The 16,378-nt window shown below is 36.0% G+C and carries 19 protein-coding genes; 17 read left to right on the top strand and 2 right to left on the bottom strand.

Annotated features, from left to right (window positions below):
- Positions 1–8: 8 nt before the first annotated feature.
- The 14 genes from bfmBAA (at position 9) to AC1M36_RS25055 (ending at position 12,487) form a co-directional block, all read left to right on the top strand.
- Positions 9–1,010: a 3-methyl-2-oxobutanoate dehydrogenase subunit alpha gene (gene bfmBAA, locus AC1M36_RS24990; protein ID WP_336450029.1), complete on the top strand. Its 1,002-nt coding sequence runs from the start codon at positions 9–11 to the stop codon at positions 1,008–1,010.
- A 13-nt stretch (positions 1,011–1,023) separates the two neighbouring features.
- Complete coding sequence (gene bfmBAB, locus AC1M36_RS24995; protein ID WP_098490143.1) at positions 1,024–2,007, top strand: 3-methyl-2-oxobutanoate dehydrogenase subunit beta; 984 nt, start codon at positions 1,024–1,026, stop codon at positions 2,005–2,007.
- A gap of 15 nt (positions 2,008–2,022) precedes the next feature.
- Positions 2,023–3,342, top strand: a complete 1,320-nt coding sequence (locus AC1M36_RS25000; protein ID WP_336450028.1) for a dihydrolipoamide acetyltransferase family protein — start codon at positions 2,023–2,025, stop codon at positions 3,340–3,342.
- Positions 3,343–3,459: 117 nt separating this feature from the next.
- Positions 3,460–4,161 (top strand): DUF421 domain-containing protein, encoded by a 702-nt coding sequence (locus AC1M36_RS25005; protein WP_336450027.1) that lies wholly within the window; start codon positions 3,460–3,462, stop codon positions 4,159–4,161.
- 411 nt (positions 4,162–4,572) lie between these two features.
- On the top strand, positions 4,573–5,751 hold the full coding sequence (locus AC1M36_RS25010) for an FtsW/RodA/SpoVE family cell cycle protein (RefSeq protein WP_336450026.1): 1,179 nt from the start codon (positions 4,573–4,575) through the stop codon (positions 5,749–5,751).
- Between the two features lie 296 nt (positions 5,752–6,047).
- Positions 6,048–6,515, top strand: coding sequence for an NUDIX hydrolase (locus AC1M36_RS25015; RefSeq protein WP_336450025.1), 468 nt, complete (start codon positions 6,048–6,050; stop codon positions 6,513–6,515).
- Positions 6,516–6,641: 126 nt separating this feature from the next.
- Positions 6,642–7,049 (top strand): YjdF family protein, encoded by a 408-nt coding sequence (locus AC1M36_RS25020; protein ID WP_336450024.1) that lies wholly within the window; start codon positions 6,642–6,644, stop codon positions 7,047–7,049.
- 140 nt (positions 7,050–7,189) lie between these two features.
- A complete protein-coding gene (locus AC1M36_RS25025) occupies positions 7,190–7,603 on the top strand; it encodes a BrxA/BrxB family bacilliredoxin (RefSeq protein ID WP_336450616.1) in 414 nt (137 codons plus the stop codon).
- A 554-nt stretch (positions 7,604–8,157) separates the two neighbouring features.
- On the top strand, positions 8,158–8,937 hold the full coding sequence (locus AC1M36_RS25030) for a transporter substrate-binding domain-containing protein (RefSeq protein WP_336450023.1): 780 nt from the start codon (positions 8,158–8,160) through the stop codon (positions 8,935–8,937).
- Between the two features lie 37 nt (positions 8,938–8,974).
- Positions 8,975–9,634 (top strand): amino acid ABC transporter permease, encoded by a 660-nt coding sequence (locus tag AC1M36_RS25035; protein ID WP_336450022.1) that lies wholly within the window; start codon positions 8,975–8,977, stop codon positions 9,632–9,634.
- The gene (locus AC1M36_RS25040; RefSeq protein ID WP_336450021.1) at positions 9,627–10,349 is read left to right on the top strand and encodes an amino acid ABC transporter ATP-binding protein; all 723 of its coding nucleotides are present in this window, start codon (positions 9,627–9,629) and stop codon (positions 10,347–10,349) included. Before AC1M36_RS25035 ends, AC1M36_RS25040 begins: the two co-directional genes overlap by 8 nt.
- 100 nt (positions 10,350–10,449) lie before the next feature.
- Entirely contained in the window at positions 10,450–11,418 is a 969-nt protein-coding gene (locus AC1M36_RS25045) for an aromatic acid exporter family protein (RefSeq protein ID WP_336450020.1), read from the top strand.
- A 205-nt stretch (positions 11,419–11,623) separates the two neighbouring features.
- Positions 11,624–12,184 carry a L,D-transpeptidase gene (locus AC1M36_RS25050; protein WP_336450019.1) on the top strand — a complete coding sequence of 187 codons (561 nt, stop codon included), beginning with the start codon at positions 11,624–11,626 and terminating at the stop codon, positions 12,182–12,184.
- A 63-nt stretch (positions 12,185–12,247) separates the two neighbouring features.
- Entirely contained in the window at positions 12,248–12,487 is a 240-nt protein-coding gene (locus tag AC1M36_RS25055) for a DUF3894 domain-containing protein (RefSeq protein ID WP_336450018.1), read from the top strand.
- A 124-nt stretch (positions 12,488–12,611) separates the two neighbouring features.
- On the opposite strand, the gene prli42 is transcribed toward AC1M36_RS25055, so the two are convergent.
- The gene (gene prli42 / locus AC1M36_RS25060) at positions 12,612–12,704 is read right to left on the bottom strand and encodes a stressosome-associated protein Prli42 (protein ID WP_016116231.1); all 93 of its coding nucleotides are present in this window, start codon (positions 12,702–12,704) and stop codon (positions 12,612–12,614) included.
- 201 nt (positions 12,705–12,905) lie between these two features.
- Between prli42 and AC1M36_RS25065 the strand changes: the two genes are divergently transcribed.
- A complete protein-coding gene (locus AC1M36_RS25065; protein WP_026049154.1) occupies positions 12,906–13,451 on the top strand; it encodes a GNAT family N-acetyltransferase in 546 nt (181 codons plus the stop codon).
- Between the two features lie 127 nt (positions 13,452–13,578).
- Positions 13,579–14,697: a tripeptidase T gene (locus AC1M36_RS25070; protein ID WP_479846311.1), complete on the top strand. Its 1,119-nt coding sequence runs from the start codon at positions 13,579–13,581 to the stop codon at positions 14,695–14,697.
- Positions 14,698–14,750: 53 nt separating this feature from the next.
- On the opposite strand, the gene AC1M36_RS25075 is transcribed toward AC1M36_RS25070, so the two are convergent.
- The gene (locus AC1M36_RS25075) at positions 14,751–14,957 is read right to left on the bottom strand and encodes a hypothetical protein (RefSeq protein WP_336450016.1); all 207 of its coding nucleotides are present in this window, start codon (positions 14,955–14,957) and stop codon (positions 14,751–14,753) included.
- A 160-nt stretch (positions 14,958–15,117) separates the two neighbouring features.
- On the opposite strand from AC1M36_RS25075, the gene AC1M36_RS25080 reads away from it, so the two are divergent.
- A complete protein-coding gene (locus tag AC1M36_RS25080; protein WP_336450015.1) occupies positions 15,118–16,356 on the top strand; it encodes a DNA polymerase IV in 1,239 nt (412 codons plus the stop codon).
- Positions 16,357–16,378 lie beyond the last annotated feature (22 nt).

The following is a 16,378-nucleotide window of genomic DNA, read 5'->3' on the forward strand; positions in this document are numbered from 1 at the left end:
TTATGAAAATGGCAGAAGTAAAAGAAAAGCGCCATGAAGAACTTGGCTTAAGTGATGAGCAAGTATTAGAAATGTATCGCACAATGTTGCTTGCGCGTAAAATTGACGAACGTATGTGGTTATTAAACCGTGCAGGAAAAATTCCATTCGTAATTTCTTGTCAAGGACAAGAAGCTGCACAAGTAGGCGCAGCGTTTGCACTTGATCGTGAAAAAGACTATGCACTGCCATACTACCGTGATATGGGTGTTGTACTAGCATTTGGTATGACAGCAAAAGAGCTTATGTTATCTGGCTTTGCAAAAGCAGGAGATCCAAACTCTGGTGGCCGTCAAATGCCAGGTCACTTCGGTCAGAAGAAAAATCGTATTGTAACAGGTTCATCACCAGTTACCACGCAAGTACCTCATGCAGTAGGGATTGCATTAGCAGGAAAGATGGAAAAGAAAGATTTAGTAACGTTTGTAACATTTGGTGAAGGCTCTTCTAACCAAGGTGATTTCCACGAAGGTGCAAACTTTGCTGGTGTACACAAATTGCCTGTTATTTTCATGTGTGAGAATAACAAATATGCAATTTCTATCCCTGTTGAAAAACAATTAGCATGTAAAAATGTATCAGATCGTGCAATTGGTTATGGTATGCCAGGGTACACAGTAGACGGAAACGATCCACTTGCAGTATATAAAGCTGTAAAAGAAGCGGCAGACCGTGGACGCCGCGGAGAAGGTCCAACTTTAATTGAAACAGTGTCATACCGTTTAACAGCACACTCTAGTGATGACGATGATCGTGTATATCGTGATAAGGAAGAAGTAGAAGAAGCGAAGAAAAAAGATTCGATCTTTACATTTGCGGCTTACTTAAAAGAAGTTGGCGTGTTAACAGAGGAATCTGAAAAACAAATGATAGATGAAGTTATGCATATCGTAAACGAAGCAACAGAATATGCAGAAAATGCTCCGTATGCAGCACCTGAAGATGCATTGAAGCACGTATACGCAGAATAGGGGGGAACGTTTCATGGCTGTAATGTCTTATATTGACGCAATTACATTAGCGATGCGCGAGGAAATGGAACGCGATGAGAAAGTATTTGTATTAGGAGAAGATGTTGGGAAAAAAGGTGGCGTATTTAAAGCGACAAATGGATTGTATGATCAATTTGGTGAAGATCGTGCACTAGATACACCACTTGCAGAATCTGCAATTGCCGGGGTAGCAATCGGAGCAGCGATGTACGGAATGCGTCCAATTGCTGAAATGCAGTTTGCTGATTTTATTATGCCAGCAGTAAACCAAATTGTTTCTGAGGCAGCAAAAATTCGTTACCGTTCTAACAATGATTGGACTTGTCCAATCACTGTGCGTGCACCATTTGGTGGCGGTGTTCACGGTGCATTGTATCATTCACAATCTGTAGAAGCAATGTTCGCAAATCAACCAGGTTTAAAAATTGTTATTCCTTCTACACCATATGATGCAAAAGGATTATTAAAAGCGGCAATCCGTGATGAAGATCCAGTATTATTCTTTGAACATAAACGCGCATATCGTTTAATTAAAGGTGAAGTGCCGGAAGATGATTACGTATTACCAATTGGAAAAGCAGATGTAAAACGTGAAGGTGATGATATTACTGTTATCACATACGGATTATGTGTTCACTTTGCTCTTCAAGCTGCTGAAAAATTAGCGCAAGATGGTATTTCTGCTCACATTCTTGATTTACGTACTGTATATCCATTAGATAAAGAAGCGATTATTGAAGCAGCTTCTAAAACAGGTAAAGTTCTTCTTGTAACAGAAGATAACAAAGAAGGAAGCATTATGAGTGAAGTAGCAGCAATTATTGCAGAAAACTGTTTATTTGACCTTGATGCACCAATTGCACGTCTTGCAGGTCCAGACGTTCCAGCAATGCCATATGCACCAACAATGGAAAAATTCTTTATGGTAAATCCAGATAAAGTTGAAAAAGCAATGCGTGAACTTGCGGAATTTTAATCGGGGGGACTATACATGGCTGTAGAAAATATCACAATGCCTCAGCTCGGGGAGAGCGTTACAGAAGGTACAATTAGTAAATGGCTCGTAAATGTTGGCGATCACGTAAATAAATATGATCCGCTTGCAGAAGTAATGACAGATAAGGTAAACGCAGAAGTACCATCTTCTTTCACAGGAATTGTGAAAGAATTAGTCGCTGGTGAAGGTGACACACTTGCAGTAGGTGAGGTTGTTTGTGTAATCCAAGTAGAGGGCGCAGATGAAGTAGCTGCGACAGCTGTAGAAGAGAAAACAAAAGAGGAACCAAAAGCAGAAATTGCTCCAGCTGAAAAAGCACCAAAAGTGAAGCAACCAACTGATGGTAAACCGCGATTCTCACCAGCTGTATTAAAACTTGCAGGTGAACATAATATTGATTTAGATTTAGTAGAGGGTACAGGAGCAAATGGACGTATTACACGTAAAGATATACTGAAACTTGTGGAATCTGGAAATATTCCGCAAGCAGGTGCAAAAAAAGAGGAAGTAGTTGTATCTGTACCGACTCCGCAAGAAGCACCAAAAGCCGCGCCTGCACCATCAGCACCAAAAGTGGAAGCGGTAAAACCAGTTTCTGTACCAACAGTACCTGGAGACATCGAGATTCCAGTAACAGGTGTGCGTAAAGCAATTGCTGCGAATATGTTACGTAGTAAACATGAAGCACCACACGCTTGGATGATGATTGAAGTAGATGTAACAAACCTTGTATCATATCGTAACTTAATTAAAGGTGAATTCAAAAAACGTGAAGGTTTCAACTTAACATTCTTTGCATTCTTCGTAAAAGCAGTTGCACAAGCTTTAAAAGAATACCCACAAATTAACTCAATGTGGGCTGGCGATAAAATCGTTCAGAAGAAAGATATCAACCTTTCTATCGCAGTTGCAACAGAAAGTGAATTATTCGTACCGGTTATTAAACAAGCGGACGAGAAAACAATTAAAGGAATTGCTCGTGAAATTACAGAGCTTGCAGGGAAAGTACGCACAAAATCATTAAAAGCGGACGAAATGCAAGGTGGTACATTCACAATTAATAACACAGGATCATTTGGATCGGTTCAGTCTATGGGGATTATTAATCATCCACAAGCTGCTATTTTACAGGTAGAATCGATTGTAAAACGACCAGTGATTATGGATAATGGCATGTTTGGTGCACGCGACATGGTTAACCTATGTTTATCTCTTGATCATCGTGTCCTTGATGGCTTAATTTGTGGTAAATTCTTAGGACGTGTAAAAGAAATTCTTGAAAATGTATCAGAGGATAATACGTCCGTCTATTAATTAGAATAATAAAATGAAACTTTAAAAAGCTAATCCGTTTGTAGGATTAGCTTTTTTTGTATATAGAAGCAATGGTAGCACACACTAAAAATAACATGATAGGAAAGGCGGATAGAGATGTGGAACTTCTTTTTTGAGCGAGAACATCTTTCGATTTTAGAATGGGGTTTACGTAGCGTTATTGCATATTTCTTTTTACTAGCTGTAGCAAAATTTATGGGCCAGCGTTCTATTTCTCAACTCCGTTTTCTTGATTTTATTACTGCTTTAATTTTAGGGAACATTTTAGCGCATCCGTTATCAGATGAGAAATTAGGAATGATTGGTTCGATGACTACAACAGCTGTGCTTATTATATTGTATAGTTTAACTGCCTTTTTGAGCTTGAAATGGGAAAGCTGGAGGCGTTTTTTAGAACCAGATCCACTTATTTTGATTCAAAATGGGAATATTGTATTAAAGAATTTAAAGAAAGCTCGTATTTCTATAGACTATCTGCTTTCAGAACTTCGTATGCAAAAGATTGAGGATATAACAAAAGTGGCGATTGCGCTTTGGGAACCTGGAGGGAATATTTCTTCTTTTTTAAAACAAGAGAATGAACCTGTAACCAAAAAAGAGGCTATGATTGAGGCGCAGCCTTTTTCAATACCATTTGTTGTAATGAAAGAGGGGAAAATAAATGAAGAAGCACTTGCTTTGTTTGGCAGAACAGAGAAGTGGTTACAAGAAAAATTACAGGAACAAGATACATACACCAAAGCCGTACTGGTAACATTAGATCAAAATGAAAAACTGTGTTTTATTCTTGAGAAATAAGAAACGTCTATTATGCGTTTCTTATTTTTTATCCCATAAAAGCTCGATTAGTGATGGAGGTTCACTTTACAGGAGTAATTTTGGAGGCGTTTTTTGTATGGGAATTTCTCTTTTAAGTGAAGTGAGTAGAGCTCAAAAGTACAAACACTGAATCTTACAATATATCGACAATGTATTATGAATTTACGAAAATACATTGCTGATATATTGTATATAGATATAAAATAAAGAAAGAATATTTTTTTGGCAAATCTTACTGATGAAACTGTAGTATAATGTATTGTATTGTTTGAAAAAGAAAGTTATTCTATATAAGTATTTTATAGATTAATGTGCAATCAGTCGTCAAAGCATGAAGAATGTTGACTCCTGGTTTTTTATTTTGCCTTAACAACGTTTCAGGAGGATGTCATGAAGAGGAGCATCGAGTTTCTAAAAAGTTTAGATGTAAAATTAATTTTAATTTTGGTTGTATTATGTATTACCAGCATAGCTGCCATATATAGTAGTCAACAAACAGGGCAATATGGAGATTCGAACTTTGCAATGAAACAAGGGATTAACTATGTAATAGGTATTGTGTTATTACTACTTGTTGCAAGTATTGATTTAGATCAATTGCAAAAATTAGCGTGGCCATTTTATATTGTTGGGTTTGCTTCGATTATAATACTTAAGATTTCACCATTTAAAGCTTTAACGCCTGAAATATTAGGGGCAAAAAGGTGGTTCAAGGTTCCAGTTCTTGGGGCAATCCAGCCATCGGAGTTTTTTAAAATTGCATTGCTTATTTTAGTTGCGAGTTTAGCAGTGAAACACAATGAAAAATATATGATACGAACATTTCAAACCGATTTAATTTTAATAGGTAAAATTATTTTAGTATCGATTCCACCAGCGTTGTTTGTATACAGTCAACCGGATACAGGGATGGTTTTCCTATATGCTGCAGGGATTGCATGTATTTTGTTTATGTCAGGTATTCAAAAGAAATTAATTGCATTATGTACAGTTATTCCCGTGACGGTATTATCTACGCTAATATTTATATATGTAAGGTACCCAGATATCTTTTTTAATAAGTTAGTTACGCTGTTAAAGCCACATCAACAATCACGTATTTTAGGTTGGTTAGATCCATTTGAACATGCAGATCAAGGGTACCAAACCCAACAATCTATTTTAGCGGTAGGTAGTGGGGGAATGGACGGAAAAGGATTTGGATATGGAAACGTCTATATTCCTGAAAAACATACAGATTTCATTTTTGCTACGATTGCTGAAGAAGGTGGATTTTTAATAGCTGCTTTTATTGTGTTTATGTTCCTTCTTCTTCTTTACCGTACAATTATAATTGGATATTCAGCAGATAATTTGTTCGGTACATTATTATGTGCGGGCGTAATTGGTGTTTTAACTCTCCAAATCTTCCAAAATGTTGGTATGATTGTTGGATTAATGCCAGTAAAAGGGATTGCGCTTCCGTTTTTATCATATGGAGGAAGTTCTTTATTTTCCAATATGATGATGATGGGGCTTGTATTGTCGGTAAGAAAAACGTATAAAAAGTATATGTTCTCAGTTAGTTAAATCTGATGCATTGAAAAAAGCTGATTCGTTCTTATGCGAATCAGCTTTTTTCATATCAAACTGAAAAAACGATTGTTAGGTAGGAGAGAGCATCCGGTCATGCATAGAAAGACCTCATACTGAATGAGACCAAAGATAGCAAAAGAGTGCAGGTCACCTTTTGCGTTTCATAGCAATGACTTATATGTTGAAAAATCAAAATAAATCTATTTAAAAAATAATTAACGCGTTTTACCATTTCTTGCATATGATACAATAGTGTGGACAACGAAATAAAAAAAGAAGGGTTTGTTTCGATGGGATATGTAGAAGAATTACGAAAAGTAGTTGGTCATCGCCCTTTAATTTTGGTTGGTGCTGTTGTTCTCGTATTGAATGAAGATGGACATGTTCTGCTGCAACAACGAACAGAACCGTATGGGAAATGGGGTTTGCTTGGCGGCTTAATGGAACTTGGAGAATCACCAGAAGAAACAGCTTACCGCGAAGTGTATGAAGAAGCAGGGATTCATGTAAAGAATTTAAAGCTCATTAATGTATTTTCCGGTGCAAATTACTTTACAAAATTAGCGAATGGTGATGAGTTTCAATCTGTCACGACTGCTTATTATACAAATGAGTATGAAGGAGCAATATCTGTGAATAAAGAAGAAGCAGTCCAGCTCAAATTCTTTCCAATAACAGAACTACCGGATTATATTGTAGGATCACATAAAAAAATGATCGAAGCATATGAGAAAATAGAAAAAGGAAGTAAAAAATAATATATAATGAATATAGAGATACAAAAACACAGTTCTGGTTGGTAGTCCAGACGCATACTAATATGCCAGTAACCTTCCCCTCCGGGATGTCCAGTATTTCTAATTTTTTCTAAGGAGGGGCTGTCGATGCAATTGACAGTATATCACGATGGTCAATTTTTTGTGGCAATGATTGAGAATACACATAAAGGGACTTTATACGCAGCAAAGTATATTTTTGGTGCTGAGCCATCGGACGAAGAGATACTTTTATTTGTAAATAATACGATGCTAACATATTTTAATCACTTTGCCAGATGTGGTATTCAAGTGAAAGAGAAAAAACGTCCGAAAAGTATAAAACGTATTATAAGAGAAGCAGCAAAAGAAATGCATACAAAGTGCTTTACGAAAGCTCAAGAAGCAATTAGTTTATCTTATGAATTGCATAAACAAGAAAAACGAGTGCAATCTAAGGAACAACGTGAAGCAGAAAAGAGGAGAAAACGTTTTATAAAAGTGCAAAAAGCAAAGAAAAAACATCGTGGTCATTAAGAAAACACGTCTTAGAATTTGCTCTAAGACGTGTTTTCTCTTATGCAAGTAAGTTTACTTGTATTTCTGAAACGGATACTGGTAAGATACAAATAGATAGATCTAGAGGAGGGAAACCCTTGATTAACTTTAACTTTTTTATGAATGACGTTGTTCGTCAAGCACGTGAGGAAATCGTAGCTGCCGGTTATACAGAATTAACAACACCAGAAGCAGTGGAGGAAGCATTCAAGAAAGATGGTACAACACTTGTAATGGTAAACTCAGTATGTGGTTGTGCAGGTGGTATTGCTCGTCCTGCTGCTGCACATTCTGTACATTATGATAAACGTCCAGATCACCTTGTGACAGTATTTGCAGGGCAGGACAAAGAGGCAACAGCGCGTGCGCGTGAATATTTTGAAGGATATCCACCATCTTCTCCGTCTTTTGCATTATTAAAAGATGGAAAGATTGTAACGATGGTTGAACGCCATGAAATTGAAGGACACGATCCAATGCAAGTTATTGCAAAATTACAATCGTATTTTGAAGAGAATTGCGAAGAGGTTTAATAGGGTAGAAAAAAGTGGTACAGACACTCATGTGTTTGTACCACTTTTTTTTGTATCTTGCTGGTTTAGAGAGGAACGAGAAAGATAGGTAGTAGATAAATTTGGACACTTCCTAGTATTGAAAGACTATATATCCATTTTAATTTTTTGACATATAAGTTGATGCTATGAAAAATAAAAGAGGATGTTCTCTCTCTATTTTTACTTGGCATGGGGTAGAAGAGGATCTGACCGCTTCTATGCATGACTGAATCCTCTTTCCCACAAAAAGAAAGGGTTTTTGTATTTAGATTTATATAGAAAATTTTACTTTAATGGTTAATAGAATTTGAATTTCCTTCTTCTTACTTGCATATCATGAAAGAGAATATACATAAAAAAGATGTATTATGCAGTATTTTATACATGAAAAACATATCGAATGTAGATTATAAATAAAAATATCATTTATTTTTATTTTAATTATTGCATAAAAATAAAAACGCTGATACAATACAAACATCGAATAAAAATTCTATAAAACTTTTAAATATACATTGTTAGGGGGAAGAAATATGAAAAAGTTATTATCACTTTCATTTGCACTTATTTTAATCGTAAGTATGTTTAGTGCTTGTAGTAAGGGAGAAACAAAAGAAGCGAACACAAATAAGAAAGTACTTATTATGGGAACTTCAGCAGACTATAAGCCTTATGAATATGTAGAAGCTTCAAAGAGTGATGAAATTATCGGTTTTGATGTAGATATTGCAAAGTACATTGGAAAAGAACTTGGTTATGAAGTGAAAATAAAAGATATGGATTTTGGAGGATTATTAGCATCTCTTAACTCAGGAAAAGTTGATTTTGTGATGGCAGGTATGACACCAACTCCAGACCGTAAGAAGAATGCGGATTTTACAGATATATATTTTGTTGCTAAAAATATGATCGTTTCGAAAAAGGATTCTGGCATTCAATCATTACAAGATTTAAAAGATAAAAAAGTAGGGGTGCAAACAGGTTCTATTCAAGAGGAAAAAGCAGAGGAATTCAAAAAGCAAGTAGACTTCCAGGCAGAAGGTCGTGACCGCATTCCAGAAATCGTGCAAGAAATTCAAGCTGGACGTTTTGATGCTGCTATTTTAGAAGATACAGTTGCTAAAAATTATTTGGAAAAAATGAAAAGTTTACAAGGCATTGAAATTCCGGAAGCACCAGAAGAGGTAGGAGCGGCAATTGCTCTTCCAAAAAATAGTGATAAAACAGCAGAATTTAATAAAGTAATTAAGAAGATGCAAGAGAATGGTGAAATGGATAAATTAGTGAAGAAATGGTTTGGCAGCGAGAAATAAGCTGCCTTTCTATTTTCAATGAGGGGAATGACAAAAGATGAACCTAGATTTTTCGGCAATTACGCCGTCGATACCATATATATTAAAGGGCCTAGAAGTTACCCTGAAAATTGTAGCAGTATCTGCTTTAGCTGGTTTTATATTAGGAACGCTATTAGCACTTTGCAAGATTGCTAGAATAAGAGTATTAAATATCGCAGCTGATTTATATACATCTATATTTCGTGGTACACCGCTCGTCTTGCAATTAATGATTATATATTTCGGTGTTCCGCAAATGATTGGATATGATATACCTGCATTTTTAGCAGCAGTACTTGCATTTAGTTTAAATTCGGGTGCATATATGTCAGAAATCATTCGTGCAGGTATTCAAGCAGTTGATAAAGGACAAACAGAAGCTGCAATGGCATTAGGTGTTCCATATGGAAAAATGATGAGAAATATTATTTTGCCACAAGCATTAAAAAATATATTACCAGCGCTTGTAAACGAATTTGCAACACTTACAAAAGAGTCAGCGGTAGTAACAGTAATTGGTGCTACAGACTTAATGCGCCGTGCTTATATTGTAGGTGGTGAAACGTTTAAATATCTTGAACCGCTATTATTTGTCGGACTTGTTTATTATATTTTAGTAATTATTCTTACATTTGTTGGGAAGGCAATTGAAGGGAGAATGAAGAAAAGTGATTAAAATTGAAAACCTTCATAAATCATTTGGACAAAATGAAGTATTAAAAGGAATTACGACAACAATTGAAAAGGGGGAAGTTGTTGCGATTGTTGGACCGTCTGGATCAGGAAAATCAACATTTTTACGTTGTATGAACGTATTAGAAACACCCACGAGTGGTGACATTTGGATTGGGGATGAAGAAGTAACGAATCCAAAAACAAACATTATGAGTGTTCGTGAAAATGTTGGAATGGTGTTTCAACACTTTCATTTATTTCCTCACATGACCGTATTAGAAAATATTACGTACGCACCTGTAAATGTAAAAGGAGTAGCAAAACAAGAAGCGGAGAAAAAAGCGAAGGAACTTCTTGAAAAAGTAGGGCTGCTCGATAAAAAGGATGCATATCCAAACCGTCTTTCAGGAGGGCAAAAGCAGCGTGTAGCAATTGCCAGGGCTTTGGCAATGGAGCCAGAAGTCATGCTTTTTGATGAACCAACATCTGCACTGGATCCTGAAATGGTAAAAGAAGTATTGGAAGTAATGAAATCTTTAGTAACGACAGGAATGACGATGGCCATTGTAACGCATGAAATGGGGTTTGCAAAAGAAGTAGCTGATCGTGTGCTTTTTTTAGATGGTGGGAAGCTTGTTGAAGATGCAAATCCAGAACAGTTTTTTTCAGCACCAAAAAGCAAACGGGCACAAGAATTTTTACAAAAAATATTGTAACATGTAAAAGTTACGTGAATAATAAGGAGAAAAGGATGACAGCTTGTCATCCTTTTTTTATACTTATCGTAACTACGTTTATACATATAGGAGCAATGATATGTTTAGAATTGGATATCGTACAGTGAAAACAGCAGTTGGAACAGGTGCGGCAGTTTTTATTGCGCAGCTATTTGGTTTAGAATTTTATAGCTCCGCGGGGATTCTTGTTATTTTGTGTGTGCAAAACACGAAACGAAAATCGCTTCAAGCCTCCTTGCATCGGTTTTTAGCTTGCTTATTATCGATGGTGTTCTCGTTTGGTATTTTTGAAACAATCGGTTATACACCGCTTGCAATTAGTTTGTTATTACTTACTTTTATCCCGACCGCTGTTATGCTTAAAATTCAAGAAGGAATTGTTACAAGTTCAGTTATTGTCATGCATTTGTATTCATTAAAACAGATTACGTGGTCAGCGATTGAAAATGAAATTGCAATTTTAACAATTGGAATTAGCGTGGCTTTATTGGTAAATATGTATATGCCAAGTGCGGAAAAGAAATTAAAAGGCTATCAGGAAAAAGTAGAATGGAATTTTAAAACCATTTTATTCGAGATGGCTGTATATTTACGAAATCGGGATAGTACATGGTCTGGAAAAGAATTAATTGAAACAGAGGACATTTTGAAGGAAGCAAAAGAGTTATCTTTTAAAAAACTTGAAAATCAATTTATGCGAGAAGATGATTATTATTATCGATATTTTGATATGCGTAGACAACAATTTGAAATTTTAGAACGGATTATGCCTCTTGCTGCTTCATTATCGTGGTCATATGAGCAGGCAGGTATGATTGCGGAAGTAATTGAAAATGTGGGGAATTCGATTCGCCCTGAAAGTACGGGGCTTATTTCACTTAGACAATTACAAGAAATGCGAGAGATTTTTAGAGAAATGCCACTTCCTGAGACCCGTGAAGAGTTTGAAATGCGTGCGAAGCTCGTTCAACTGGTTTATGAAATGGAGCAATATTTACTCATTAAAAGTCGTTTTAAGGGGAAGGATAATGTGAAAGTACTTATATAAATCCAAATTATAAAAACAACATAAAACCATTTTTTAGGTGGGCGAGAGCATCCGGCCATGCATAGAAGCGGACAGTGCCTTTTTTAGCTCCATGCCGAGTGAAAATAAAAGAGGAAATAAGTGGAGATTAGTTTTTGTTTTCATAGCCGCATCTAATATGTCTAAAAATTAAAGTGGATTTATATATAGAAGGAAGGAATGAATCATGTCGTATCTTCTATCCTTGCTATTATGTTTTTCTCTTTCACCAATTTGGCCTCTTGGAGATAACCCGCGGGTCGGAGATCCATTCATTATTGTAAATAAGCAGACGAATAAGCTTGCTTACATTAATGATGGGAAAATTCAAAAGGTCTTTCCTGTAGCGACAGGAAAAACAAACAAATTAACGCCAGAGGGGACATTCGATGTTGTAATGAAAGCAAAAAATCCTTATTATATTGCAAAGAATATCCCTGGTGGATCGCCCAAAAATCCCCTTGGATCTAGATGGATCGGGTTTAACGCGCGGGGGACTGATGGGAGTAAATATGGCATTCATGGCACAAATCAGCCAAGCTCAATTGGAAAATATATTTCGCAAGGGTGTATTCGGATGAAAAAACAAGATGTGGAATATTTATTTGATCGTATTCCGATTGGAACAAAGGTGTCGATTGTGAAATCAAAAAAAACGTTCCAGCAACTTGCGAAAGAAAAAGGAGCTATCGCCTATGAAAAGGTCAACCTACAAGTTGGCTTTTTCTTTTCTTTTAAGGTGTCTTGACATGTGTACATAACCATGCGTTAATGAGAATATACAAAGATAATAGGAAAAGGGGTTGCTTATATGTACTTGAATCCAAGGCTTTCTTATATGCAATTTTGTATTGGTTTTCTATTCATTGTTACCTTCATATTGGCAACTTTTAATATATGTTCTTTTCTCGTATCCATTGTATTCATGGCACTTCTGAATGTAACCTTTGTTATAGGAGCGTTTCAGCAGAAACATTATACAAGCTTTGTTATGGCCCTTGTGATGGCTTTTTCATTTAGTATCGTAGCGATTCTACTCATAATAAAATAAAATATATATATGATTCTTTAAAATAATGTGGTGATTGAGCAGGCTGTTTATTTTCTAGTCAGGAGAATAAACAGCCTATTTACATAAACGTAGGAAATAAAAAAAGACGAGCACGTCGTCCTTTTTACCAAAACATACTTGCTCCAGCAAGCAATGTTGTTACAAGCATTGAAATTAGCATAACGTATATCATAACTTTTTGTGCTTTTTTATTCATATTAGGGCCTCCTTGCAATCATTACAACTTTATTGTAACGAGAAACGAAAGTATGGACAAGGGGAGAGTAAGGACAAAATTCGAGAAGTGTATATAAAATAGAACAGGAAAATTCAAAGTGCATAGAGAATATAAAAGGATGGACACAAGTTTTTTCGGTGCCTTTTTTAAAAGTTTTGCAAGCTGAAGAATGGAGATCCGATGATGAAAATATATGAAACAGAACGTTTGCAATTAAGAGAAATTGACGAGTCGTATGCAGAGCAAGTTCTTCAATATTACGACAAAAATCGTGAGTTTTTAAAGGCGTGGGAAGAATATCGACCAGATGATTTTTTTACACTGGACTATCAAAAGAAACGATTGCAAAAAGATAGAAAAGAGTTTAAGGAAGGGAAAATTATTCGATTATGGATTTTTAAGAAAGGCGATAATAAGAATATTATTGGGTGCATTTCTTTCAATTTAATCGTGAGAGGTATTTATCAATCTTGCGTTTTAGGCTACAAATTAGATAAAGATGAATTGAATAAAGGATATACGACAGAAGCGCTTAGAAAAGCAATTGATGTCGCTTTTCAAGAATTTCACTTACACCGTATTGAAGCTCCGATTATGCCTCGTAATTTAGCATCTATTCAAGTTGTAACGAAGATTGGATTTCAATATGAAGGGGTGTCCCGGAAAATGTTAATGGTGAATGGGATTTGGGAAGATCATATGCGTTGGGTCCTTTTAAATGAGTAGAAGAAAGCAGATGGTTATCTAGATGTGTGAACCATCTGTTTTTTATCTTGTCTTTCGAAACTTTTGCGAAATTCTGTTATAATTAACAATGTTACATACATAATGGTAGTGCAGGAGGCGCATTTTCATGATTAATCAAGAACGTTTAGTAAATGAATTTATGGAACTTGTTCAAGTAGATTCTGAAACAAAATATGAAGCAGAAATTTGTAAAGTGTTAACAGAAAAATTTACTGCTTTAGGTGTTGAAGTATTTGAAGATGACACAATGGGTGTAACTGGACATGGAGCGGGTAACTTAATTTGTACTTTACCAGCAACGAAAGAAGGAGTAGAGACAATTTATTTCACTTCTCATATGGATACAGTAGTTCCTGGTAAAGGAATTAAGCCTTCTATTAAAGATGGTTATATCGTATCAGATGGTACTACAATTTTAGGATCAGACGATAAAGCTGGATTAGCATCCATGTTTGAAGCAATCCGCGTTTTAAAAGAGAAAAATATCCCTCATGGGAAAATTGAATTTATTATTACAGTTGGTGAAGAATCAGGCCTTGTTGGTGCGAAAGCATTAGACCATGAACGTATTACAGCAAAATATGGTTATGCATTAGATAGCGATGGAAAAGTGGGCGAAATTGTAGTTGCAGCACCAACACAAGCAAAAGTAAATGCGATTATTCGCGGAAAAACAGCTCACGCTGGTGTGGCACCTGAAAAAGGTATATCTGCAATTACAATCGCAGCAAAAGCAATTGCAAAAATGCCACTTGGTCGTATTGACTCTGAAACAACTGCAAATATTGGTCGTTTCGAAGGTGGCACACAAACAAATATTGTTTGTGACCATGTGCAAATTTTCGCAGAAGCTCGCTCTTTAGTAGATGAAAAAATGCAAGAGCAAGTTGCAAAAATGAAAGAAGCATTTGAAACAACTGCAAAAGAAATGGGCGGTCAAGCAGATGTTGAAGTAAAAGTTATGTATCCAGGATTTAAATTTGCTGACGGCGATCATGTTGTAGAGGTTGCAAAACGTGCTGCTGAAAAAATTGGTCGTACGCCTTCTCTTCACCAAAGTGGTGGCGGAAGTGATGCAAACGTAATTGCAGGGCATGGTATTCCAACAGTAAACTTAGCAGTTGGGTATGAGGAAATTCATACAACAAACGAGAAAATTCCTGTTGAAGAATTAGCAAAAACAGCTGAATTAGTTGTAGCAATTATTGAAGAAGTAGCGAAATAATTGTAAGGAAAACAAAAAGAGCGTGTAACCTATAGAAGGTTACACGCTCTTTTTCATTTAGATTCAATTGTTTTTACAAGGCGAATGAGCCGATAGAGAAAAATCCATGGGAGTATATATGTTGTTGCGACGTGCACTAGGTGAGGGAGAAGTGTGAAGGTGTTAACATTAATATTGAAAACTGGTAGTAATAAATAGTTAATCGCAATAATTAATATAATAACGAGGAAGGTGTAGTTGAGGTTCCTATGTTTTTTCATAATCACCACTCCTTTTACAGTATTATCCATATTTAATATAAGTATATCAAAAATAGAAGTAGGAAAGAATATAGTTTTTGTAACGGAATCGTTCCATTATTTTTGTGGAATTTGATATAATAAGAATAGGGAACGAATGTTCTTTTTGGGGGTGAGAAATATGCGAGAAATGTATCCGAAAAACGGTCGTGTTATTTTGCATGTGGATATGAATTGTTTCTTTGCATCAGTTGAAATTGCGCATAATTCGTCGCTACAAGGAAAGCCATTAGCAATTGCAGGGAACGAAAAAGAACGAAAAGGAATCATTGTAACATGTAGTTATGAAGCGAGGGAATATGGGGTGCGGACAACAATGCCACTTTGGGAAGCAAAGCGATTATGTCCAGAGTTAATTGTAAAGCAGCCAAACTTTAAATTGTACCGCGAAGCGTCATTTGAGATGTTTCAAATCCTTTCACGTTTTACTGAAAAAATACAGCCAGTTTCTATAGACGAAGGTTATTTAGATATAACAGATTGTTACGGATTAGGTACGCCTCTCGAGATTGCTGAGATGATTCAACAAGCGCTATTAACAGAATTACAGTTGCCATGCAGCATTGGAATAGCGCCAAATCTCTTTCTGGCGAAGACTGCGTCGGATATGAAAAAGCCGCTTGGTATTACAGTATTTCGAAAACGAGATATTCAGGAGTTACTTTGGCCACGTCCTGTTGAAGCGATGCATGGAATTGGTGAGAGAACAGCAGAAAAGCTAAAAGAAATCCACATACATACCATTGAACAGTTGGCAAAGGGAGAAGAACATTTGATACGTGCGAAAATAGGAAAGCATGGCGTTGATTTACAAAAAAGAGCAAAAGGTATGGATGATAGAGAGGTTGATCCAAATCAAATGGGGCAACATAAAAGCATCGGGAATTCCACAACATTTTCAAAAGATATGGATGGAGAGAAAGAATTGCTCGATATGTTAGAGCGATTATCGAAATCGGTTAGTAAAAGGTTGCAAAAACGTACCCTTGTCAGCTATAACATTCAAATTATGATTAAATACTATGATCGGCGTACAATAACACGAAGTAAACAATTAAAAAATGCGATTTGGGAAGAGCATGATATCTTTCAAGCCGCTTCACGTTTGTGGAAACAACATTGGGATGGAGATCCGATTAGGTTGCTTGGTGTTACAGCTACTGAATTAGAGTGGAAGACAGAGTCAATGAAGCAACTGGATTTATTTTCATTTGAAGAAGATGCGAAAGAAGAACCACTGTTAGCTGTAATTGATCAAATCAATGATAAATATGGGATTCCTATTTTGCAAAGAGGAAGTCAGCTATTTCGAAAACAGGAGAAATCGTTTCAGCAGAAGTTACGAAATAAATTTATGTAAAAAGTGTCATGGTAATTCAGTA

The organism is Bacillus sp. Medicinal_06 (assembly GCF_056711665.1).